The 22,494-nt window shown below is 70.6% G+C and carries 16 protein-coding genes; 7 read left to right on the top strand and 9 right to left on the bottom strand.

The annotated features are described in order from the left end of the window. Positions 1-35: 35 nt before the first annotated feature. From QSK30_RS12920 to QSK30_RS12890, 7 genes are all read right to left on the bottom strand, one after another. Entirely contained in the window at positions 36-2,165 is a 2,130-nt protein-coding gene (locus QSK30_RS12920) for a hypothetical protein (RefSeq protein ID WP_285502573.1), read from the bottom strand. 218 nt (positions 2,166-2,383) lie between these two features. Beyond that, positions 2,384-3,739 (bottom strand): type I glutamate--ammonia ligase, encoded by a 1,356-nt coding sequence (locus tag QSK30_RS12915; RefSeq protein ID WP_285502572.1) that lies wholly within the window; start codon positions 3,737-3,739, stop codon positions 2,384-2,386. Beyond that, positions 3,736-5,493, bottom strand: coding sequence for an IucA/IucC family protein (locus QSK30_RS12910; RefSeq protein ID WP_285502571.1), 1,758 nt, complete (start codon positions 5,491-5,493; stop codon positions 3,736-3,738). Before QSK30_RS12910 ends, QSK30_RS12915 begins: the two co-directional genes overlap by 4 nt. After that, complete coding sequence (locus QSK30_RS12905) at positions 5,478-6,746, bottom strand: lysine N(6)-hydroxylase/L-ornithine N(5)-oxygenase family protein (RefSeq protein WP_285502570.1); 1,269 nt, start codon at positions 6,744-6,746, stop codon at positions 5,478-5,480. The genes QSK30_RS12910 and QSK30_RS12905 overlap by 16 nt, the downstream gene beginning before the upstream one ends. Then, on the bottom strand, positions 6,737-8,179 hold the full coding sequence (locus QSK30_RS12900; RefSeq protein WP_285502569.1) for a pyridoxal phosphate-dependent decarboxylase family protein: 1,443 nt from the start codon (positions 8,177-8,179) through the stop codon (positions 6,737-6,739). The genes QSK30_RS12905 and QSK30_RS12900 overlap by 10 nt, the downstream gene beginning before the upstream one ends. Positions 8,180-8,429: 250 nt before the next feature. Further along, the gene (locus tag QSK30_RS12895; RefSeq protein ID WP_285502568.1) at positions 8,430-9,392 is read right to left on the bottom strand and encodes an LLM class F420-dependent oxidoreductase; all 963 of its coding nucleotides are present in this window, start codon (positions 9,390-9,392) and stop codon (positions 8,430-8,432) included. Positions 9,393-9,510: 118 nt separating this feature from the next. Further along, positions 9,511-11,583 (bottom strand): S9 family peptidase, encoded by a 2,073-nt coding sequence (locus tag QSK30_RS12890; RefSeq protein WP_285502567.1) that lies wholly within the window; start codon positions 11,581-11,583, stop codon positions 9,511-9,513. A gap of 262 nt (positions 11,584-11,845) precedes the next feature. Here QSK30_RS12890 and QSK30_RS12885 point away from each other — a divergent pair, with 262 nt between their 5' ends. Beyond that, on the top strand, positions 11,846-12,844 hold the full coding sequence (locus QSK30_RS12885; protein ID WP_285502566.1) for a S1C family serine protease: 999 nt from the start codon (positions 11,846-11,848) through the stop codon (positions 12,842-12,844). A 323-nt stretch (positions 12,845-13,167) separates the two neighbouring features. Here the strand turns inward: QSK30_RS12885 and QSK30_RS12880 are convergent, their stop codons facing one another. Further along, positions 13,168-14,460 carry an aspartate aminotransferase family protein gene (locus tag QSK30_RS12880; protein WP_285502565.1) on the bottom strand — a complete coding sequence of 431 codons (1,293 nt, stop codon included), beginning with the start codon at positions 14,458-14,460 and terminating at the stop codon, positions 13,168-13,170. Between the two features lie 58 nt (positions 14,461-14,518). On the opposite strand from QSK30_RS12880, the gene QSK30_RS12875 reads away from it, so the two are divergent. From QSK30_RS12875 to QSK30_RS12860, 4 genes are all read left to right on the top strand, one after another. Next, the gene (locus tag QSK30_RS12875; protein WP_285502564.1) at positions 14,519-15,244 is read left to right on the top strand and encodes a class I SAM-dependent methyltransferase; all 726 of its coding nucleotides are present in this window, start codon (positions 14,519-14,521) and stop codon (positions 15,242-15,244) included. A gap of 138 nt (positions 15,245-15,382) precedes the next feature. Then, entirely contained in the window at positions 15,383-16,801 is a 1,419-nt protein-coding gene (locus tag QSK30_RS12870; protein ID WP_285502563.1) for a CBM96 family carbohydrate-binding protein, read from the top strand. An 81-nt stretch (positions 16,802-16,882) separates the two neighbouring features. Continuing rightward, on the top strand, positions 16,883-18,130 hold the full coding sequence (locus QSK30_RS12865) for an MFS transporter (protein WP_285502562.1): 1,248 nt from the start codon (positions 16,883-16,885) through the stop codon (positions 18,128-18,130). Continuing rightward, positions 18,124-19,092: a TolB family protein gene (locus QSK30_RS12860; protein ID WP_285502561.1), complete on the top strand. Its 969-nt coding sequence runs from the start codon at positions 18,124-18,126 to the stop codon at positions 19,090-19,092. Before QSK30_RS12865 ends, QSK30_RS12860 begins: the two co-directional genes overlap by 7 nt. 48 nt (positions 19,093-19,140) lie before the next feature. Here the strand turns inward: QSK30_RS12860 and QSK30_RS12855 are convergent, their stop codons facing one another. Further along, positions 19,141-19,716, bottom strand: coding sequence for a Uma2 family endonuclease (locus QSK30_RS12855; protein ID WP_285502560.1), 576 nt, complete (start codon positions 19,714-19,716; stop codon positions 19,141-19,143). Positions 19,717-20,266: 550 nt separating this feature from the next. Between QSK30_RS12855 and QSK30_RS12850 the strand changes: the two genes are divergently transcribed. After that, entirely contained in the window at positions 20,267-21,109 is an 843-nt protein-coding gene (locus QSK30_RS12850; RefSeq protein ID WP_285502559.1) for a nitrilase-related carbon-nitrogen hydrolase, read from the top strand. Next, positions 21,106-22,494 (top strand): dihydropyrimidinase, encoded by a 1,389-nt coding sequence (gene hydA / locus QSK30_RS12845; RefSeq protein WP_285502558.1) that lies wholly within the window; start codon positions 21,106-21,108, stop codon positions 22,492-22,494. The genes QSK30_RS12850 and hydA overlap by 4 nt, the downstream gene beginning before the upstream one ends.

Raw genomic sequence — 22,494 nt, 5'->3', positions numbered from 1 at the left:
CTGACCTGGGCCGCGCAGGACCGCAGGCCCACCGCTCAAGAACTGTTCTCCTGCTCAAGCAAGGATAGAAATCTGCGCACCGGGCCCTCGATCTGACCGTCAAGGACCTTGGCCAGACTCAGCCCGTGCTCTGCGAGCCTGTCTGTCCGCAGGTAGTAGTGATGGTTCTCGGTTAGCAAGACCCCCATACCCAACAACTTGCTTCGATACTTTATCCGCCGCGCGTTGGATTTGATGACCTGCTGGTCGAGCTTCTCATTGAATACACTGGGCCAATCACCAACCCCTTGGCGAAAGTACTTCAAGATGGCCCGAAGATCCATGTAGTTCGGATACCCGATCACATCCTTGACAGACGGCATCTTCTCGACATAAGCAAGCAACGTCGGCCAGTTGTGATCGCCAAATATGCGGAGCGCCTGCGGCTTCCGGGCATCAATCGTCACGTTGTTTGTCACAACAATTTCATCGGCAAATATGAGGTTGTCTCCCTGTGGACGGGTGGACCCGTCCACAGAGATGCCCTCCACATCAACCACTAGTTCGTGACAGTACATGGTCACGCACGGGCCGAGCAGAAACTTGTCTTTTCCTTTGATGTGAATTCCCGAATCGGTGTATACTATTCCGCGCGATAGCGTGTCATGAATCGGCAACAGTCCCGACAATTCGACGATCTCAAACGTGACCGAGCTCTGGCTGACCACCGAAGAGATACCATCTACCAACGACAGGAAGGCGTCTTCACCTGACTGTCCGTACGTAAAATTGCAGTCCCCCGTGCCCATCACAGACTGCGAGTGCGACGCCAGCAACATCGGCACGAGGTACTCTTGGACTTGGGGTCGCCTGGAATCGTCATGCCTTGCAAACTCGTGAACGAACTGGTAGAAGAATGATCCTGGAGCGCTCACCTTCTTGCTGGGGTCCGACTCGAAGGACACTCGGCAGTCTTGGTCGACCGCCGCCTTTGCCCGGACGAAGTCCGCGAACACGCCATTGACGGCATTCGTACCAGCAAGAAATGGGTGATCCGCCATGAATTGAGATGCATGCCGCTCGTACTCGCTACGAATTGCATTCGGCAAGGAAGCAGGTGGGTGCACGGATATGTCCACGTCAAGGTGTTTGCTGATCAAGCGGATTGCCTGCTCAGTGGGGCTGTAGGCCAACTCACGCAAGCGCCAGTCCTCCTCTGCGGGAACGTGCGCGATGAGTTTCGCGACAACTTGGTCGCGAAATTTTCCTTGCTCCCTTTTCAGGATTCGGTCGACGATCTCGAGCAGGATTTCCCGCGAATGCCCCACACCTGCCAATTCCACCCGCTCGTGATCAGCGTGTGGGTTCGGCACGGCGATATACTCCGCAAGTACCGTCAAAACCGGCGCATAACCCAGAAAAGATCGAATTTGCGGCCAGTTCTTCTCGACATCAACATTCGAGTCATTGAGAAGGGCATTAGCCACTTCGTGCATGCGAAGACGGAGGAGCTTTTCGGATGCTTCCGCGAAGGCAAGCGCGACTTTGTATTCCTTCCGATTCGGGAGTGCCGATGCCTGCCGTTCCATGTGCGCACGAACAAAAGGTGAGGCTTGCGCATATGAAAGGAAGTCGATACCGCAGAGGCTCAGAGGTTGACCTCCTTCCTCAAAGATGAGCTTGACCAGGTCCGCGGTGTCCGGGCGGGAGAAGAGAATAATGTTCGGCCGGTCGCGGTCGCCCCCCGGTGACATCTTCTGAATATTTTCGACGAATGCCTCGAAGTTCGTCGTTCCGGCCTTTAGATGAGCTTCGTCCAGTGCATCAATCACGATGCCAGTTCGACCGGCGATCAGATCCTGCAGGAAGGTCGATTCCAGTCCTAGCGCATCGTAGATGAGACCGGAAAGCGAGTAGGAGCCGACCTGGGCGCGGGCGGAGTTGACCAAGGGCCAAGACAAGTGTGAGGCCAGCGCGAGCGCAGCCGCAGATTTGCCGACCGCGCCTGCGGCTTCGACGAGCAAGACGCGGGCGCCCTGTCCAGGTTGCCAATCGCGAAGATTGGGCCACACATATCCAACCGGGGGGCACGGCGACAGGTCAAGTGCAGAAACTGACGCGTCAACTTTTCCGTAAATCTTCGCGGATGGCACGCTCGTATCGGCGAGTTCGCGAAGCGTCTGCATAGTGGTACCACCTTCGACACGCGATCCAGACGGACGTGCGAGTGCCTGCAGCGCCATGGCGGCGTCGCTGTGGAGTTCGAGCCGGAATCAGCGGAACATCGACATCTGACCACTCCAACACTCAACGATGTTGCAGAATAGGTGTCGTGGTACCCGCGATGGGTGTTACACCCGCTTAGGTCGTGTAGTGGGTATCTGCCGCACCGCCACAGGATGACTCAGGACCGCAGGTCGCCCCGGTCGCGGTGCCAGGGGTTGACCGCCTCCAGCCCGGCGTCGAGCTCCTCGCCGAGCATGGCGGCGCGGTGGTCGACCACCGGCTGGCCGAGCAGGGCCACCGCCAGCTTCGAGGAGACCAAGCGCTGCAACGCCTCCCACGGGGTCCTGGCCAGCTCGCCCACCAGCTTGTTCGCCGCGGGCAGGGCCAGTCGTTCGTCCACTCCGGACAGTCCGGCGGCGATCAGCGCGGCGACCACCAGGTGCGGCTGGGCGTCCGCGCCGGCGAACCGGGCCTCCATCCGCAGCGACTGGCCGTGGCCCGCCAGCCGGACCGCCGCGGTGCGGTCGTCGGTGGCCCAGCGCAGTGTGCGCGGGGAGAACGGGGCCGTGCGCAAGCGGACGTAGGAGTTCCACGTCGGTGCCCAGATCGCGGTCAGGTCCGGTGCGGCGCGCAGGACGCCCGCCAGGAAGTGACCGAACACAGTGGACACTTGATTCGGGCGGTCACCGGCGACCAACGACGCGCCGGCGGGATCGGACAGGGACAGGTGCACGTGGCACGAACTCCCCGCGCCCGTTGACTCCGCCGCCAGGTAGCCCGCCCGGACGCCCTTTTCCGCTGCCGCACGGCGGATCGCGACCTGGTGCAGCATCGCGTCGTCGCAGGCGGCGAGGGCGTCGCGGTGGCGCAGCACGATCTCGTACTGGCCCCGGTGGCACTCGCCCCGGGCCGACTCCACGCCCAGGCCGAGCGCGTCGACCGCGGCGTTCACGCCGGACAGCAGGCCGGACATCGGCGACAGGCCGCCGACCGCGTAGTCCAGTCCGGTCGAGGTCAGCGGCGTGCCGTCCGGGGCGGTGAAGGTGACCTCGTGCTCGATGCCGACCGACGGGATCAGCCCGGCCCGCTCGGCGGCCACCAGCTGGTCCCGCAGCGTCGTGCGCGGCGCCTCCGGCACCGGCCTGCCGTCGGGCCACTCCACGTCGCACACCACGTGCCAGGTGTCCGGGCCCGCGGGCGCCAGCGTCGCCAGGTCGGGGCGGACCCGCAGGTCGCCGTAACCGCCGAGGAACTGGTCGACGGCCGGGGCGTTCACCGCGACGCGCTCGGGGTTCCAGCCGAAGACGTACGCGCACAGGCCGTAGCCGGCGGTCATCACCGTGTCCACGAAGAACGCCGCGCCCAGTTCGACCGCGGCGAACCGGGCGTGCGGGTCGGGCACCAGGCACACCACCCGTCGCACGGTGCCGTTGGCGACCGCGCCGCGCAACGCGCCGGACAGCGCGGACGCGGCCTGGGCGCGGGCGGCCAGGGTGCGCGGCCCGACCGGGCGGCCGTATTCGATTCCGGTCACCAGGCACCATCCGGGTCCGGCGCCGCCAACGGGTTGCGCGCGCGGCCGAAGCGGACGTCGAACTCGTCGTCCCGGTCGACCTTGTCGAACCCTTGCCCGGCAAGGTGTTCGCGGTTGAGGCAGACCCGCTCGACCTCAGGGTCGAACAGCCCGCACGCGTCGAACCGGGCCGCGGTGTCGGGGTGGGCGTCCCGGTAGGCGCCCACGATCTCCCGCACCAGCGCCCACAGCCGCGGTCTAGGGTAGCCGAGCTCCTCGTCCAGGACCTCGGCGAGGAACCGCAGCTGACCGGCGAACACCGAGCTGAACAGCGACTGCGCCAGCAGGTGCGCGGGCCAGCGCAGCATGTCCGCGCGCGCCGCCGGGCCGAGCAGGTCGTAGCCCGGCAGCGGCTCGTCGAGCAGGTCGACACCCTGGGCGAAGTCCTTGATCGCCACGTGCTTGGGCGCACCGCGCCCGTCGGTGACCAGGATCAGGTTCTGGCCGTGCGGGCAGAACCCGACGCCGTGCTCAAGCAGCCAGTGCAGCAGCGGGGTGAGCAGGATGTCGAGCAGCCTGCGCAGCCAGTCCTCGACGGCCATCCCCGACTCGGCGACCAGGTGCGCGGCCACCGAGCCGCCGTCCGGACCGCGGTAGGTCAGGGCGGCGAAGGAGATCGCGCGCTCGCCATCGGCCAACCGGGTGCGGATCGGCTCGCGCCACAACGCGCCGAGCGTCTCGTGGAACCGGTAGGGCAGCTCCTCGACGGCGCCGAAGAGCGGGTGCTTCACCGAGACGCTGGCGATCTCGCCGAGCAGGTCGAACCGGTAGGTGTCGCGCAGCAGCTCGTCGCCGTCGTGGACCGCGCGCAGCCAGGTGGTCACCTCGGGCGCGGCGAGGGTGGCGGCCGAGGCCAGACCGCGGTAGACGAGCGTGTTGCGCACCGAGACGGCGGTCTTGACGTCGTAGCGGGTGGGGTGCGAGGCGTTGGCCAGCGTCCGGACCGTCTGGTGTGGACGGTACCGGTCGGCGCTCTCGCCGACGTGCACCACCGCGCCGGTCGCCAGCTCCTTGGCGTAGAGCGTGCCGACGACCTCGTCGAGCTGCCAGGGGTGCACCGGCACCAGCACGTACTGCCCCGGGTCGTCGAGCTTGGCCCGGAACGCCGCCAGCTTGGCCGCGCCCAGCTCGGCGGTGAGCAGCCGCTCCTCGGAGAGCGCCCCGACGCAGCGGAAGGACGCGTGGTCGCGGTGCACAGCCAGCCAGGGCAGCGCGAACCCGGCACCGGCCTCCGGGGCGTAGCGGGCCCGGTCGTGGGCGGAGAAGCCGACCCGGCCCTTGTTCAGGACCAGCCTGGGGTGCCCGGTGAGGTGCCCGTCGGCCTCGTCGTAGTCCATTGTGGACAGCTCGGCGGCACTCGGCGCGCGCGCCAGCCGGGCCGCCTCGTTGGCCACCGTCGCGGTGAGCTCGGCGAGCACGTCGGCCAGCCGCAGCCCGGTCAGGCCCAGCTCGGTGCGCGCGTCGACCACCAGCTCGCGCGGGTCGTCGGCGGGGGCGCCGTCGCGGGTGGCGCTGCCCGGGCGCACGGACCAGGACTCGAACGCGCCCCGGCGCGCCGCGAACCGGTAGACGGCGCCGCCGACCAGCTCCAGCCGCCACCCGTCCGGGCCCTCGGCGGTCGGCCGCAGCAGTCCCTCGTAGCTCAGTTCACCCAGCATCTTGTGCACTACCAGCGCACCCGCGTCCCGCCATGCGGCCGTCACGTGGTCCTCCATCGCTCTCGTGCCAACCCGAACGTCGTGTACGCGGTGCGGTCGGGCAGTGGGTGGACCGCGCGCCCGCACACCGCGTTGAGGATGGTCGCCGCGCGCCACGCGGCCAACCCCAGGTCCGGCGCGCCCACCCCGTGGGTGTGCCGCTCGGCGTTCTGCACGAACACCGACCCGGTGATCCCCGGCCGCAGCCCGACCCGGAAGTCCGCGTCGACGGTGATCCGCCCGGCGTCGTCGCGCGGCCCGGCGAGCGGGCCGACCAGCGCTTCCAGGTCGCGCTCGGCGTAACCGGTGGCGCAGACGACCGCGCTCGTGCGCACGGTGGCGGTGGCCTGCTGCTGCTCGTGCCGCACGGTCAGCTCGACACGGTCACCGTCGGCCCGGGCGCCGACCACGGCGACGCCGGGGGCGAGGGTGACCTCTGGCCACTGCCCGCCGATGGTGAGCCGGTAGAGCTCGTCGTGGATCTCGGCGATGGTCTCGGCGCTGATGCCCTTGTAGAGCTGCCACTGGGTGGGGACCAACCGGTCGCGGACCGGCTCGGGCAGGCCGTGGAAGTAGCGCGCGTAGTCCGGGGTGAACTGCTCAAGACCGAGCCGCGAATACTCCATGGGGGCGAAGGCGGGGGTTCGGGTGATCCAACGGAGTCCTCGCCCTCTCCGGCGCAAGAGGTCCAGGAAGACCTCCGCACCGGATTGGCCGGAGCCCACCACGGTTACATCGTCTAGGTCGACGAGCCTGTCGCGCACGGACAGGTAGTCAGCTGAGTGATAGGCGAACCCGGCTAAGGGCTCCGGGACGATCGGCTCGGTGCCGACGCCTAAGACGACGTTGCGGGCTAAGAGTGTGTCCGTCCCGCTTCTTACCGCAAACGCGTTGTCCTCCGCTGACCACTGCACCTCATGCACCTCTTGGTCGAAGACACACGAGGGGAGTTGCCGCGCGGCCCAACGGCAGTAGTCGTCGTACTCGGCGCGCGGGATGTGGAACCGCTCGGCGAAGTAGAACGGGAAGAGCCTGCCGCGGTCGCGCAGGTAGGCCAGGAAGGACAGCGGGTGCGTGGGGTCGACCAGGGTGACCAGGTCGGCCAGGAACGGCACCTGCAGCGTGGTGCCCTCGATCAGCAGGCCGGGGTGCCAGCGGAACTCAGGCTCGCGCTCCAGGAACCGGGCGGCGAGCCCGTCCACCCGCGCGGCGAGCGCCGCCAGCGACAGGTTGAACGGGCCGATGCCGATCCCGACGAGGTCTAGCAGCACCGCGCCGCCCGGTCCGCGACGAGGTCGAGCAGGGGCAGGTAGTCGGCCAGGGTGGCGTGCGGGTGCAGCAGGGTGAGCTTGAGCCAGAGCCGGTCGCCGCCGCCGTCGACCGGCGCCAGCGTGGCGCGGCCCAGCACGGCGGTGCCCTCGTCGAGCAGGCCGCGGCGCACCGCGGCCACCAGCGCGTCGCCCTCGGCACCGCCCACCTCGTCGGCGATCGAGGGGCGCAACAGGACCGTGGACAGCGTCGGGTGCGCCCACAGGCGCAGGCGGGGATGCCCGTCGACCGCCCGGGCGACCTGCATGGCCGTCTCGCAGCACCGGTCGACCAGCTCGCCGATCCCCCGCACACCGAGCGCGCGGGCGGTGACCGCCATCTTGAACGCGTCGGGCCTGCGGGAGGTGCGCAGCGAGCGGCCGAGCAGGTCGGGCAGCCCGGCCTCGGTGTCGTCGTCGGCGTTGAGGTAGTCCGCGCGGGTGGCCAAGTTGTCCACAGTGGACGCCTCGCGGCAGGCCAGCACGCCCGCCGCGATCGGCTGCCACCCGAGCTTGTGCAGGTCGAGGGCGATGGTGTCGGCCCGGTCCAGGCCGTCGAGCAGCGCGCGCCGCTGGTCGCTGAACAGCAGCGCGCCGCCGTAGGCCGCGTCGACGTGCAGCCAGGAGCCGGACTCGGCGGCCAGGTCGGCCACCGCGCCCAGCGGGTCGATCGCGCCGGTGTTCGTGGTGCCCGCGGTGGCGACGACCACAGCCGGGCGGCGCAGCCCGCGCAGCACCTCGGCCAGCGCGGCGGGGTCGATCCGGTCGGCCACGGTGGCCACCGGCACCGGCTCCGGCAGGCCCAGCAGCCACCCCGCGCGGGCGATGCTGTGGTGGGAGTTGCGACCGCAGACCGCGACCACGTCCGGCCCCAGCGCCTCCCTGGCGAGCAGCAGGGCGGTGAGGTTGGACTCCGTGCCACCACTGGTGATCAGCGCGTCCGGCGCGGTGGCGCGCGGGTAGCACAGCCGGGCCAGCCGCGCGGTGAACGCGCCCTCCAGCGCGCTCGCGGCGGGCGCCTGGTCCCACGAGTCCATCGACGGGTTGAGCACGCTGGCCACCAGGTCGGCGGCGGCCGAGACGGCCAGCGGCGGGCAGTGCAGGTGGGCGGCGCACCACGGGTCGGCCGGGTCGGCCGAGCCCGCCGCGAGCACCCCGCTCAGTTCGGCGATCGCGGCCTCGGCGCCGATCCCCCGGGTCGGCAGCGGCTCGATCGCGGCGATCGCGGCGCGCACGGCGTCCGGTCCGCCCGCCGGGAGCGGGCCGCCCCTGGTCACGATCCCCTGGGCCATCGCCGCCAGAGCGGTGGCGACCAGCTTGCCGACCGGCTCCGCGCCGGCGAGCGCGACGTCGGAGGACAGCAGCGGCACCGGCCTGGGCACCTGGGAGGCGGTCATCGCACCCACCCGCTCGCGGCCGGGTTCCGGGCCTCGAGGGTCGAAATCCCTTGCGCGGGGCCTAAGACCCGCGGATCGGTCGGCCTCGGCCGGGGGCGCGGCGCGGCGACCATCCCCGACGTACCCCCGCAGGAGTCCACAGCCCAGCGCGATCCAGCCATCCAACACCCTTCTTAGGCATGCCTACCCTTAGCAAGATAGCGGGTTACCGCCGTCCACCACCGGGTGACACCTAGGGATCTTGCTTGCCCTACCGCTCCGGCGCCAGGGTGCGCACCCCTTCGGCGGGATCGGCACCGGTGGGCAGCACGGCCAGCACCGGGGTGGTCAGTCCCGCGTCCACATAGGACCGCACTTGCTCCCGACAGGACTCCGGGGACCCGTGCACCACCAACTCGTCGACCACGTGGTCGGGGATGGCGGCGTTCGCCGCGGCCCGGTCGCCCGCGGCCCAGGCCCGCCACATCGGTTCCAGCGCGTCGCCGCGGCCGAGCCACCGGTGGAACTCGGCGTAGGCGGGCACGGTGAGGTAACTGCTGATCAGCAGCCTGCCCAGGCCGCGCGCCGCCGCGGTGTCGGTGGTCGGGCAGACGAAGATCCGGGCGACGAGTTCGAGGTCCGGCCCGGTCTCGGCGCGCACGGTGGGCACGTCGGCGGCGGCGAGCCAGTTGGTGATCGCGCCGTCGGCCTCCCGGGCGGCCAGCCGCAGCATCCCGGGGCGCAGTGCGGCGAGCATGACCCGCGGCGGCACCTCGGGCGGGCGCTCGAGCCGGAACCTCGACACCGAGAACGTGTCGTAGTCCGCGGTGACCTTCTCCCCGGCCAGCGCCGGGCGCAGGAACCGCAGGGTGTCGCGGGTGCGCCGGTAGGGCTCGGTGAACGGCACGCCGTTCCACCCCTCGACGATCACCGGCGACGACGTGCCGATCCCCAGGGTGAACCGGCCCGAGGCGAGCTCGGCGATGGTGGCCGCGCTCATCGCCAGCAGCGCGGGCCCCCGGGTGTAGACCGGGGTGATCGCGGTGCCCAGCGCCAGCGCGGGCGCCCACTGGCTGACCAGGGCCAGCGGGGTGAACGCGTCGGTGCCCGCGGTCTCGGCCGTCCAGACGTCGGTGTAGCCCAGGTCGGGCAGCTCGCGCACCAGGTCGCGGTGCGCGCCGAGCGGCACCCCGGTCAGCGGCAGCGTGATGCCCCACCTCGCCGTCCGCGCCATGCGACCCTCCCCTGGTTCGACCCCCGGCGACCCTACCCGCGGGTCACGCGCCCGACCCGGCGCGCGGGCACCGGGTCGGGCGTGTCGAGCGGGTCGGGCCGGTCGGACTGGTCGCCGCCTAGCGGGCGAGGGCGTCCTTGAGCCAGCGGACCTGCAGCAGCATGAAGTTCTCCGCCACGTCGTCCTCCTGCGGCGTCATGTGCGTGACCCCGGGCAGCGGCAGCAGCGCGTGCGGCCTGCCCGCGGCCACCAGCGCGCTGGAGAGCCGGATCGAGTGGGCCACCACCACGTTGTCGTCGGCCAGGCCGTGGATGATCAGCAGCGGCCGGTCGAGCTTGGGGGCGTCGTCGATCAGCGAGTTCCGCTCGTAGACCTCGGGCCGCTCGTCCGGGTGACCGAGGTAGCGCTCGGTGTAGTGGGTGTCGTAGAGCCGCCAGTCGGTCACCGGCGCGCCCGCGATCGCGGCGTGGAACACCTCGGGGGCGCGCAGCACGGCCAGGGCCGAGAGGTAGCCGCCGTAGGACCAGCCGCGGATGGCGACCCGGTCGAGGTCCAGGTCGGGGTGCTCGGCGGCCACCGCCCGCAGGGCGTCCACCTGGTCGGTGAGCGTGGTCCCGGCGAAGTCGAGGTGGATCTCGCGCTCCCACTCCGGCCCGCGCCCCGGGGTGCCGCGACCGTCGGCGACCAGCACGGCGAAGCCCTGGTCGGCGAGCCACTGCGGCCCGAGGAAGGCGTTGCGGGTGGCGAGCACGCGCTGGGCGTGCGGGCCGCCGTAGGGGTCGAGCAGGACCGGGAGCTTCTCGCTGCCGGGGACGTGGCCGCTCGGGTAGAGCAGGGCGACGCGCAGGTCGCGGCTGCCGACGGTGAGCAACTGGACGTTGGGCACCGACGGCGGGTCGACGGCCAGGCTCGCCACCTCGCCGACCACCTCGCCCGCGCGCAGGACGTGCACGCGCGGACCGGACCAGTCCAGCGACCACGAGGTCAGCACGACGGTGTCCCCCGCGCGGGCGGCGCTGTGCACGCCGTCCACAGTGGACACGCGGCGGTCGCCCGCGTACACGTGCACCTGGGTGGGGTCCTCGGCCGAGGCGGTGTAGAGCACGTCCTGGTCGTCGACGTCGAGCACCGAGCGGACCTGCAGGTCGCCGCTGACCTCGACGTCGCCGACCACCAGCCGGTTCGCCCCGGCGCGGGCGGTGATCCGGACCAGGCGGCCGTCCGGGGTCCAGGCGGGGACACCGGGGTAGATCTCGACCCACTGGTCGTCGGTCTCGGTGTGCAGCACCTCGGTGACCCCGGAGTCCGGGTCGACGGTCCGGATCTCGACCGCGCGCTGCTCCCGCGACTGCACCGCGATGAGCGGCGGACCGCCCGCCGACCAGTGCGCCGCCGCCAGGTAGGGCAGGTCGACACCGTCCCAGTCGACATCGACCCGGGTGCCGTCGAGGCCGATGACCGCGAGTCGGACGACCACGTTCGGCGTGCCCGCGGCCGGGTAGGCCACGGTGTGCGGCTCGGTGCCCGGGTTCGCCGGGTCGGCGATGTGCCAGCGCTGGACGTCGCCCTTGTCGGTGAACGCGACCAGCAGCCGGGTCCCGTCCGGTGACCACCAGTACCCGCGCGCGCGGCCCATCTCCTCGGCCGCGACGAACTCGGCGAGCCCCCAGGCCTGGTCGGGCCCGTCCGGCGTCGCGATCGCCCGGTCCCCGGTCCCGTCGACCGCGACGACCCGCAGCGCGTTGTCGGCGACGTAGGCCACGTGCGCCCCGGTCGGGTCCGGGCGCGGGTCGACGATCGGGGTGGCGGTGGCCAGCTCACGCGACTCGCCGGTCCGCGCGTCGGCCACGAAGAGCCGACCCGAGAGGGCGAACGCGGCGACGCGCGCCGCGGCGTCGGTCGCGTTGCCCACGACACCGCCGCCCTGCTCCCGGCTGCGCTCCCGGCGCGCCCGCTCCTCGGCGGGGAGCTCCTCGGCACAGCCGAGCAGGACCGCCGGGTCCCCGAGCCGGGTCTCCTGGCCGGTCGCCAGGTCCTGCCGCCAGAGGAGGTGGGTGCGGTCCTCGCCGGAGGCGGAGCGCAGGAACAGCAGGTGACCGCCATCCGGGGCGATCTTGAACTCACGCGGCGAGCCGAGGGTGAAGCGCTGGGTCCGCGCCTGTAGGCGCAGGAAGGAGGTCTCACTGGTCACGGCCGACAACCTAGCCGGAGGAACGTGGACGCGGCAGGACGTGGCTCACAGTGCGGACGCTGACCGAGCGTGCCACGACCAGGGGATCACGAAGTTAGCCCGTTCGGTGCAGACCGCTATCGCGCCGAACCGACTGCCCCCGCGCCCACCGGGGCCGGGAGTCGCGCACCTGCCTGGTGGCCGGGAGACCGCCGACCGCGTTCTTGGGCAATCCCTTGGTGATACACAGGTTCCTCTCAACCACGGGCCGCACAGTTGTCCCATGAACGCCTACCCGGGACCTCAGCCCCAGCAGCCCCAGCCCCAGCCCCAGCAGCCGCAGCAGCCGCAGCAGCCGCAGCAGCCGCTCCCGCTGCTCACCCACCCGTCGCACGCCGCCAACCCGGGCCCGCCGCCGTTCACCGGCCAAGTCCCGCCCGTGTTCTACCCAGGGCACTCCGAACCCCCGAGGAACCGCATCCGGCGCGGGGCGGTCGCCCTGGTCGCGGCCGGTGTGCTCGGCGCCGGGCTGCTCGGTGGCGCCGCCGGGGCGCTCATCGGGTCCGACGGGGCCGCCACCCCGGTCGCGAGCGCCACCACCACGCAGTCCGCGCAGACCGCCTCGGTGAGCACGCCGACCGACGTCAGCGCCATCGTCGCCAAGGTCATGCCCAGCGTCGTGCAGGTCAACGTGCGGACCGCCAACGCCCAGGGGATCGGGTCCGGGGTGATCCTCAGCGCCGACGGCCGGATCCTGACCAACTACCACGTCGTGGACGGCGCGCGGACGATCTCCATCACCTTCTCCGACGGCAAGACCGCCGACGCTCAGGTTGTCGGCACCGACGCCAGTGCCGACCTCGCCGTGGTCCAGGCCGAGGGCGTCAGCGGGCTCACCGCCGCCGAGCTGGGCGACTCGTCCCAGGTCCGGGTCGGCGACGAGGTCATCGCCGTGGGCTCGCCCGCCGGTCTGCAGGGCACCGTGACCACCGGCATCGTCAGCGCCCTCGACCGCGAGGTCAACATCCCGTCCGAATCGGACTCGCGGTCGGTCCGGGGCGGGGCGGGCAGCACCGTGTCCTACAAGGCCATCCAGACCGACGCCTCTATCAACCAGGGCAACTCCGGCGGACCGCTGTTCGACACCGCCGGTCGGGTGATCGGCATCAACTCCGCCATCTACTCGCCGGTGTCGAGCGCGGACGGGTCCGCGGGGAGCGTCGGGATCGGTTTCAGCATCCCGATCGACACCGCGAAGCAGGTGATCGCCAAGATCAGCTGAGCGCGGGGCGTTCCCCGGGGGAGGTGGCCGCGCGGGCCCGTGGACAGCCCGCGCGGCCACCCTCATGTGTCGGTGTGGAGCGCCGAGTCGGTGGTGACATTGTCGAACAGCTTCGGCCCCAACCAGAACCCGCCCTCGATCGGTGCGCGCGACCGGCTACTGCCAGGTCCGCCCCGTCCCGGAGTCCACATAGGACGCCACCTTGTGCCGGTGGGCGGCTGTCCGCCTTAACCGCCCTCGAGCAAGGTGAGCGCGCACGCGAACTCGACCGCCTCCAACGCGCGCCGCACCTCGTCTGCCGCGGATCCAGTGCGTGATGGCCCTCAGTCGCCCCCGGCCCTGGCGATCGACCGGGCGAGCGCGCCGAGCGCCTCGTCGACCTCGTCGTCGGTGAGCGTCATCGGCGGGGCGAGGCGGATGACGTTGTTGTGCAGACCGCCCTTCCCGACCAGGAGGCCGTTCCTCTTGGTCTCCTCCAAGACGAACACGGCGGCCCGCGGGTTCGGCGACCCGTCGGGGTGGACGAGCTCGATGCCGATCATCAGGCCCTTCCCGCGCACGTCCCCGACCACCGGGTACCGCGCGGCGATCTCATGCAGGCCGTCGGCGAGCCGGGCGCCGAGCTTGGCCGCGTTGTCCTGCAGGTCGTGGTCCAGCAGGTAGTCCAGCGTCGCGTTGGCGCTCGCGGTGGCCACCGGGTTGCCGCCGAAGGTCGAGAGCGAGTTGGCGGTCAGGCAGTCCACCACGTCCGGGCGGCCGACCAGACCGCCGATGGCCATCCCGTTGCCCAGCCCCTTGGCGAAGGTCAGCAGGTCGGCGGTGACCCCGTGCGCGTCGATGCCCCAGAAGTGCTCGCCGGTGCGGCCCCAGCCGGTCTGCACCTCGTCGGAGACCAGCAGGATGCCGTACTCGTCGAGGATCTCCTCGAACGCGCCGAACAACCCGTCCGGCGGAACGCAGAACCCGCCGATGCCCTGGATCGGCTCGACCACCATGCACGCGACGTCCCCGGAGGTGGTGGTCTCGATGACCTCACGCAGGTCTTCGGCGCACGCACGGATGTACTCGTCGTCCGCAAGATGGCGGAACGGGCTGCGGTAGCGGTAACCGCCGTGCACGTAGCTCACCTTGACCGGGGAGAGCGAACTCGCCGACCACCCGCGGTTGCCCGAGATGCCGACCGTGCCGAACGCCCGCCCGTGATAGGAGTTGCGCAGTGCCAAGACCTGGTTGCTGCGGCGGAACTGGGTGGTCAACATCAGCGCGGTCTCGTTGGCCTCGGTGCCGGAGTTGGTGAAGAACACCTTGGCGTCCGGGATCCCGGACAGCCGCGCGATCTTCTCGGCGAGCTCGACCTGGGCCCGGATCAGGTAGAGCGTCGAGGTGTGCAGCACCCCGGTGGCCACGGTCCGGCGGATCGCGTCGCTGATCTCGGCGATGTCGTAGCCGACCGCGTTGGTCAGGATGCCCGCGAAGAAGTCCAGGTAGGTGGCACCGGTCGAGTCGGTCACCCGCCTGCCCCGGGCGGCGACGATCTCGATCGGCTCGGCGTAGTAGAGGGCGAGCCACGAGGGCAGGACGGCTCGGTGTCGGTCGACCAGCGGGATCTCGGACATCCCCCGAGTGTGGTCGCCGAACCCGGTCCGCGCCACGCCCAGGTGGTATGCCGGGTGGATGGACGAGCAGTTCACCGACCCCGACCTGGCCCGCTGGTACGACGCGCTGTGCGCGGGCCGCCGGGACTTCGACTTCTACCTCCCGCTGGTGCTGGCCGCGCCCGCCGTGCTCGACGTCGGCTGCGGAACCGGCGAACTGCTCCACCTGGCCAGGGCGGCCGGGCACCCCGGCAGGCTTTGCGGACTCGACCCGGCCGCGGAGATGCTGGCGGTGGCCCGTGAGCGCCCCGACATCGAGGTCGAATGGGTACACGGCGACCTGACCACCAGCACCTGGGACGCCGAGTTCGACCTGGTGGTCATGACCGGCCACGCCTTCCAAGAACTGGTCACCGACGACCAGGTCCGCACCGCGCTCGCCGGAATCCACCGGGCCCTGCGCCCGCGGGGGCGCTTCGCCTTCGAGACCCGCAACCCGGGAGCCCGCGCCTGGGAGTCGTGGACGCCCGACCGGTCGAGGGAGGTGACCCGCGGGAGCACCACGTTGCGGGTCGGCCACGACGCCACTGCCGACGGCGACCTGGTGCGCTTCACCACCACCTACACCGCGGACACCGGTGACCGGCGCACCAGTGCCAGCACCCTGCGCTTCCTGGACCACCCCGCGTTGGTGGAGTCCCTGACCGCGGCCGGGTTCGCCGTCGAGCGGCAGTTCGGCGACTGGGACCGCTCGCCGCTGACCGCGGGATCGCCGGAGATCATCACCATCGCCCGGACCGGGTGAGCACCGGCGGTCGAGCACCCGGCGGACTGTTCACCCGGTGGCCATCCCACCGTCGGTGATCGTCATGGTGACCGTTAGACCGGCCCAAGAAAGGTGAGGGGTCCCGAACGGACACACGAACCAGGGAAAGGCTTCGACATGCCCAGTCGAAAAGCCAAGGCCGCAGGCGCCGTCGCAGGCGTGCTGAGCGTGGCGGCGGCGACGGTGATCGCCGTGGTCAGCTCGGCCCCGGTGGCCGCCGCCGCGACGAACACGTTCACCCCCGTCGCCGACACCTACGTCGACAACAGCTCCACCGGTACCAACTACGGCACCTCCGGCCAGCTCGGCGTGGACAACTCCCCGGTCAAGCGGATCTTCCTGCGGTTCACCGTCAGCGGTCTCACCGCGCCGGTGACCGGGGCGAGGCTGCGGCTGCACACCGACGACGTGAGCGGCTCCAACAGCCCGGCGGGCGGCACCCTCAAGGCCGTCAGCAGCACCACCTGGTCGGAGACCGGCACCACCTGGGCCAACCAGCCCGCCGTCGACGGCGCCACCCTCGGCACGCTCGGCGCGGTCAGCCGCAACGCCTGGTACGAGGTGGACGTGACCTCGGCGGTGACCGGCAACGGCACCGTCAGCATCGCGGTGACCTCCACCAACAGCGACGGCGCCGACTACGACTCGCGCGAGTCCGGCGCGGCCACCGCGCCGCAGCTGGTGATCACCTCGGACACCCCCACCACGACCACCCAGCCGACCACGACGCCGACCACCACGCAGCCCACCGCTGACCCGGTGCTGGTCGGCGCGGGCGACATCGCCGACTCCGGTTCCGGCGACACCGCCACGGCCAACCTGCTCGACGGCATCCCCGGCACGGTGTTCACCACCGGCGACAACGTCTACACCAACGGCACCACCGCGGAGTTCAACTCCTACTACAACCCGACCTGGGGCAGGCACAAGGCGCGCACCAAGCCCTCGCCGGGCAACCACGACTACAACACCTCCGGCGCCACCGGCTACTACTCCTACTTCGGCGCGCAGGCCGGTCCGTCCGGCCGCGGCTACTACTCCTACGACCTGGGCAACTGGCACGTGGTCTCGCTCAACAGCGAGATCACCAAGTCCGCGGGCTCGCCGCAGGAGCAGTGGCTGCGCGCCGACCTGGCGGCCAACACCAAGCCGTGCACCCTGGCGTACTGGCACAAGCCGCGCTTCACCTCCGGCTCCAACCACGCACCCGACACCACCGCTGGACCGCTGGTGCAGGCGCTCTACGACTACAACGCCGAGGTCATCGTCACCGGCCACAACCACCAGTACGAGCGGTTCGCGCCGATGAACCCCAGCGGCGCGGCCGACGGCGCGCGCGGCATCCGGCACTTCGTCGCGGGCATGGGCGGCGCGGGCTTCTACAGCTTCGGCACCATCGCGGCGAACTCCGAGGCGCGCAACAACAACACCCACGGCGTCCTGAAGTTCACCCTGCACGCCAACAGCTACGACTGGCAGTTCGTGCCGGAGGCGGGCAAGACCTACGCCGACAGCGGCACCAACGCCTGCCACTAGGCGGTTCCCCCGGGGCGGGCGGGTCCAGCCGGACCCGCCCGCACCACCACCCCGACGGGATCACCGCCCTGGAGGTGCCCGATGTACCTGTCGACCATCAGCAAGCCCCCGGCCGCCGAGGCCATCGACCGTCGCAAGTGGATGGTCGGGGGGAACGTCGTCGCGCTCGGCTCGGTCAGCCTGATCACCGACATCTCCGCGGAGATGGTCACCGCCGTCCTGCCGCTGTACCTGGTCATCGGTCTGCACCTCTCCCCGCTGGCCTACGGCGCGCTCGACGGCCTCTACACCGGCGCCACCGCGTTGCTCCGCCTGCTCGGCGGCTACGTCGCCGACCGCACCAACCGGCGGAAAACCGTTGCGGGACTGGGTTATGGGATCTCCGCGGTCGCCAAGCTCGGCTTGATTGCGGCGGGGAACTCGGTGGCCGCGCTGGGATTCGCGATCACGGCCGATCGCGCGGGCAAGGGCCTGCGCACCGCCCCGCGCGACGCGTTGATCACCCTTTCCACGCCACAGGAACAACTCGGGCGGGCATTCGGCGTGCACCGGTCGATGGACGCCATGGGGGCGTTCGCCGGTCCGCTGGTCGCCTTGGCCGTGCTGGCGGTCGCCGGGTCACAGGCCTTCGACGCGGTGTTCTTCACCAGTGCGCTGATCGCGACGTTCGGCGTCGTCGTGCTGGTGCTGTTCGTGCGGGACAAGCAGACGCCCAGCACGCCCAAGGCGGTGTCACCCCGGGCGGCCGTCGGGTTGTTGCGGGTCCCCGGCGTCAAGGCCCTGCTCCTCGCCGCCACGCTGCTGGGCCTGGTGACCGTGGGCGACGGCTTCGTGTACCTGCTGCTCCAGCGGCGGGGCGAGCTGTCCATGGGCTGGTTCCCGGTGCTGGCCGTCGGAACCAGCCTGGTGTACCTGCTGCTGGCCGCGCCGCTGGGCGCCCTGGCCGACCGCGTCGGGCGGTCGCGGGTGATGCTCGGCGGGTACTGCGCCCTGGCGCTGGTCTACCTGGCCCTGCTCAGCCCGGTGGCGGGGTTGCCGCTGGTCGTGGTCGTCCTGGTCCTCTACGGGGTCTTCTACGCCGCCACCGACGGCGTGCTGATGGCGTTGGCCGGGCGGGTGCTGCCCGAGCGGCTGCGCACGACCGGGATGGCGCTGATCCAGACCGGCCAGGCGCTGGCCTACCTGGGCTCATCTGTCCTGTTCGGACTGTTCTGGCAGCTGTGGAGTCCGGCGACGGCGTTGGTCGCCGCCGCCGGGTCGGTCAGCGTGGCGATCGCCGTCACCGCGGTGGTCTTCGGGCGGGTCAATCGAACTGGGGAACCATGCTGACGCTGCGCAATCGAATCCTGATCGCCCTGGCCGCCGCCCTGGTGCTGGGCGGCGTCGCGGTGGTCTACGTGGTCCGCTCGGCCCCGGCCGAGGTCGCCGACGCGGCGTCGGCGGTGCAGACCGGGGCACGCATGCAGGTGTTGACGAACGGGGTGCTGTCGACTGTCTCGGCGAACGACACCCGCGGGCCCCGGTCGTTGACCGACCGGAAGTGCGACCGCGCCTACGCGGCGCGGGACACGGTGGCCTGCCTGGTGCCGGTGGACGCGTTGACCGGCACCCGGTTGGTGGTGATGAACTCCGCCCTGCAAGAGCAGAAGACCGTGCCGCTGACCGGGTTCCCGAACCGGCTGCGGATCTCGGCCAGTGGCCGGATGGTGTCCTGGACCGTGTTCATCGATGGGCACTCCTACGCGACCACCGGGTTCTCCACCCGCACCGGGATCCTGGACCGGTCCACCGGGCGGGTCGTGGAGTCGTTGGAGGAGTTCTCGGCCGTGGTCGACGGGGTGCCGCACGGCGCCGCCGATGTGAACTACTGGGGCGTCACGTTCGCCGCTGACGACAACCGGTTCTACGCGACGCTGTCCACCGGAGGGAAGCGCTACCTGGTCGAAGGGGATCTCGCCGCTCGCACGGTGCGGACGTTGAAGGAGAACATGGAGTGCCCTTCGTTGTCGCCCGACGGGTCCCGGATCGCTTACAAGTCAGCGATCGAGGGGGACCCGAAGAAGGGGTGGCGGCTCTCGGTGCTCGATCTCGTTTCGCTGACCTCGGTGCCGCTGGCCGAGGTCTCGAGCGTGGACGACCAGGCTGTGTGGCTGTCGGACCAGACCGTGGGGTACGGGCTGCAGCGGTCCGACGGGGTGAACGACGTGTGGTCGGTTCCCGCCGACGGGGGTGGGGTGCCGTCGCTCGTGGTGGAGGGGGCCAATTCGCCATCCCCTGTTGTGGGCGCGTGACGTGGGCCGTCGTCGTTCCGGACTCACGCGAGCCGCTTCCGCGCGTGGTCAGTAGTCCGAGACGAGGTCGGCCGGGGAGAACGTGATGGGGAACGGCGCGGTCAGGGTGATCGTGCCTTCGCCGGTGGCCGTGGCGACCTGGGCGTACTCCTCCCCCACCAGGTCGAAGCAGGTCATGTCCGGTGTGGACGGGTCGATGATCCAGTAGTGCGGGCAGCCCGCCGCCGCCAGGCGGGCGGGTTTGAGGTGGCGGTCGATCAGCCTGCTGGACGGGGAGACCACCTCGACCGCCAGGACCGGGGTGCCCACCAGGGCCCGGTCGGTGAAGTCCCGGCGCCTGCCGATCAGCACGTCCGGGATCATCACGGTGTCCTCGGCCAGCACGACGTCCACCGGGGCGGGCAGCGCCTCGCAGTCCGGTGGGCACAGCGGGGTGATCCTGGCCAGGACCCTGGCCACCACCCGCTGGTGCAGCGGTCGGGGGGACGGGCTCATCAGGAGGACCCCGTCCACCAGTTCGTAGCGGTGTCGGTCATCGGCGATCGACTCCAGGTCGTGGCGCGTGAGGTGGTCACCGTGCGAGAACACTGGGACGACCCCCATGGTGCGCCTGGACTCGGACATGCGTTCGAACACCCACCATCACCGCGGATCGCTGGGCGCAGTGGGCCGGGCCCGACTCGCCGAATACTGGACACGGGCGGCAGAACGCTCCGCCGACCCGGTTGGGTGAACGCCTACTGAGCGCGTCCGAAAATCGCCACAATGACCCGGATGGAGCCGCGATCGAGTCCAACTAAACCATTCAGGTGAATTACTCGAATTGGTTCCACGGCCATTCAGTCGAATGGTGACGGTCATCCGCCGGTCACCCCCCTCGACGACGAGCCCCGGCTCCCGCCTCGCGGGGCAGGGCCGACCCCGAGCACCATACCTGATCCGGCCGGGCACGGTCGGGTGATGGCGCACGGCCGATCCGGTGGCGGCCGGGCCGGGCACGGAGTACCTGTTGGGGGTAGCTCACCCGCGCAGGACGACACGCGGTGGTAGCCGGCCAGTGCGAAGTGGCAGCCGGTGCGAAGTCGCAAGCGGTGAGAAGCAGCAGGCAGTGAGAGCAGCAGGCAGCGGGAAGTCGCAGGCAGCGGGAAGTCGCAGGCAGTGGGAAGGAGCGCCCGTGCCGGAGATCGTGAAGGCCGGACTGGTCCAGCAGCGCTGGACCGGCGACAAGGACTCGATGATCGCGAACGCGGTCGCGGCGGTCGGCACCGCCGCGGGCCAGGGTGCCCAGGTCGTGTGCCTGCAGGAGCTGTTCTACGGGCCCTACTTCTGCCAGGTCCAGGACGCCGACTACTACTCCTACACCGAGGCCGTGCCGGACGGCCCGACCACGCGGTTGATGTGCGAGGTCGCGCGGGAGCACGGGGTGGTGCTCGTGGTGCCGGTGTACGAGCAGGAGCAGCCCGGTGTCTACTTCAACACCGCCGCCGTGATCGACGCCGACGGCAGCTACCTCGGCAAGCACCGGAAGAACCACATCCCGCAGGTGAAGGGCTTCTGGGAGAAGTTCTACTTCCGCCCCGGCAACCTCGGCTACCCGGTCTTCGACACCGCGGTCGGGCGGATCGGGGTCTACATCTGCTACGAGCGGCACTTCCCCGAGGGCTGGCGGGCGCTGGGCCTGGCCGGGGCGCGGATCGTGTTCAACCCGTCGGCGACCAGCCGGGGGCTCTCGGAGTACCTGTGGCGGCTCGAGCAGCCCGCGGCGGCGGTGGCGAACGAGTACTTCGTCGGCACCATCAACCGGGTCGGCGTGGAACCGCTGGGCGACAACGACTTCTACGGCCAGTCGTACTTCGTCGACCCGTGCGGGCAGCTCGTCGGCGCGGCCGCGTCGGACACCGACGAGGAGGTCGTGGTGCGCGAGCTGGACATGGACTCCCTCGCCGAGGTGCGCGACCTGTGGGCGTTCTACCGCGACCGACGCCCGGACACCTACGACGCGCTGACGCGGCCGTGACGCGCACCCTGATTCGCGGCGGTCTGGTGGTCAACGCCACCGGCACCCTGCTCGGCGACGTCCTCGTCGACGGCGAGCGGGTCGCCGCGGTCACCACCCCCGGGCTGGTCACCGAGGCCGACCGGGTGATCGAGGCGCACAACCGGTACGTCATCCCCGGTGGCGTAGACGCGCACACGCACATGGAGATGCCCTTCGGCGGCACGTCCTCGCACGACACCTTCGCCACCGGCACCACCGCCGCGGCCTGGGGCGGCACCACGACGATCATCGACTTCGCCGTGCAGGCCAGGGGCACCTCACTGCTGTCCACACTGGACAAGTGGCACGCCAGGGCCGACCGCCGCTGCGCCGTCGACTACGGCTTCCACATGATCATCTCCGAGGTGACCGACGGCTCGCTCAAGGAGATGCGCCAGTGCGTCGACGCGGGGGTGACCAGCTTCAAGATGTTCATGGCCTACCCCGGCGTCTTCTACTCCACCGACGGCGAGATCCTGCGCGCCATGCAGCGGGCCACCGAGACCGGTTCGCTGGTGATGATGCACGCCGAGAACGGCATCGCGATCGACGAACTCGTCTCCCAGGCGCTCGCGGCCGGTCACACCGACCCGATCTACCACGGCCTGACCCGCCCGCCCGAGCTCGAGGGCGAGGCGACCGCGCGGGCGATCCAACTGGCCAGGGTCACCGGCGCGCCGCTCTACATCGTGCACCTGTCCGCCCGGCAGGCGCTCGCCGCCGTCGCGCAAGCCCGTGACACCGGGCAGAACGTGTTCGCCGAGACCTGCCCGCAGTACCTCTACCTGTCCATAGAGGACATGGCGAAACCGGACTTCGAGGGCGCGAAGTACGTCGCCTCGCCACCGCTGCGGACCAAGGACCACCAGGCCGACCTGTGGCGGGGCCTGCGGACCAACGACCTCTCGGTCGTCTCCACCGACCACTGCCCGTTCTGCTTCAAGGACCAGAAGGCGTTGGGGCGCGAGGACTTCTCCAAGATCCCCAACGGCATGCCCGGTGTCGAGCACCGGATGGACCTGCTGCACCAGGGCGTCGTCGCGGGTGAGCTGAGCCTGGAGCGGTGGGTGGAGGTCAGCTCCACCACGCCCGCCCGGATGTTCGGGCTGCAGGGCCGCAAGGGCGTGATCGCGGCGGGCGCCGACGCCGACATCGTGGTCTACGACCCGGCCGCGCGGCAGCGGATCTCGGCGCTCACCCACCACATGAATGTGGACTACTCGGCCTACGAGGGCATGGAGATCACCGGCCGGGTCGAGACGGTGCTGTCCCGGGGCTCGGTGGTGATCGCCGACGGCACGTTCCACGGCCACGAGGGCCACGGCGAGTTCCTGCCGCGCGGGCTGTCGCACTACCTGATCTAG

It is taken from the genome of Actinokineospora sp. NBRC 105648 (genome assembly GCF_030269645.1).
Classification (GTDB): Bacteria; Actinomycetota; Actinomycetes; order Mycobacteriales; family Pseudonocardiaceae; genus Actinokineospora.
Note: the sequence above shows the minus strand (reverse complement) of the source record. Positions and strands in the feature narration are given on the sequence as shown.

Coding starts and splice junctions, on each gene's coding strand:
- QSK30_RS12920 (WP_285502573.1), bottom strand. CDS start 2,165: ATGCAGACGCTTCGCGAACTCGCCGATACGAGCGTGCCATCCGCGAAG.
- QSK30_RS12910 (WP_285502571.1), bottom strand. CDS start 5,493: ATGGAGGACCACGTGACGGCCGCATGGCGGGACGCGGGTGCGCTGGTA.
- QSK30_RS12900 (WP_285502569.1), bottom strand. CDS start 8,179: ATGACCGCCTCCCAGGTGCCCAGGCCGGTGCCGCTGCTGTCCTCCGAC.
- QSK30_RS12895 (WP_285502568.1), bottom strand. CDS start 9,392: ATGGCGCGGACGGCGAGGTGGGGCATCACGCTGCCGCTGACCGGGGTG.
- QSK30_RS12885 (WP_285502566.1), top strand. CDS start 11,846: ATGAACGCCTACCCGGGACCTCAGCCCCAGCAGCCCCAGCCCCAGCCC.
- QSK30_RS12880 (WP_285502565.1), bottom strand. CDS start 14,460: ATGTCCGAGATCCCGCTGGTCGACCGACACCGAGCCGTCCTGCCCTCG.
- QSK30_RS12875 (WP_285502564.1), top strand. CDS start 14,519: ATGGACGAGCAGTTCACCGACCCCGACCTGGCCCGCTGGTACGACGCG.
- QSK30_RS12870 (WP_285502563.1), top strand. CDS start 15,383: ATGCCCAGTCGAAAAGCCAAGGCCGCAGGCGCCGTCGCAGGCGTGCTG.
- QSK30_RS12865 (WP_285502562.1), top strand. CDS start 16,883: ATGTACCTGTCGACCATCAGCAAGCCCCCGGCCGCCGAGGCCATCGAC.
- QSK30_RS12860 (WP_285502561.1), top strand. CDS start 18,124: ATGCTGACGCTGCGCAATCGAATCCTGATCGCCCTGGCCGCCGCCCTG.
- QSK30_RS12855 (WP_285502560.1), bottom strand. CDS start 19,716: ATGTCCGAGTCCAGGCGCACCATGGGGGTCGTCCCAGTGTTCTCGCAC.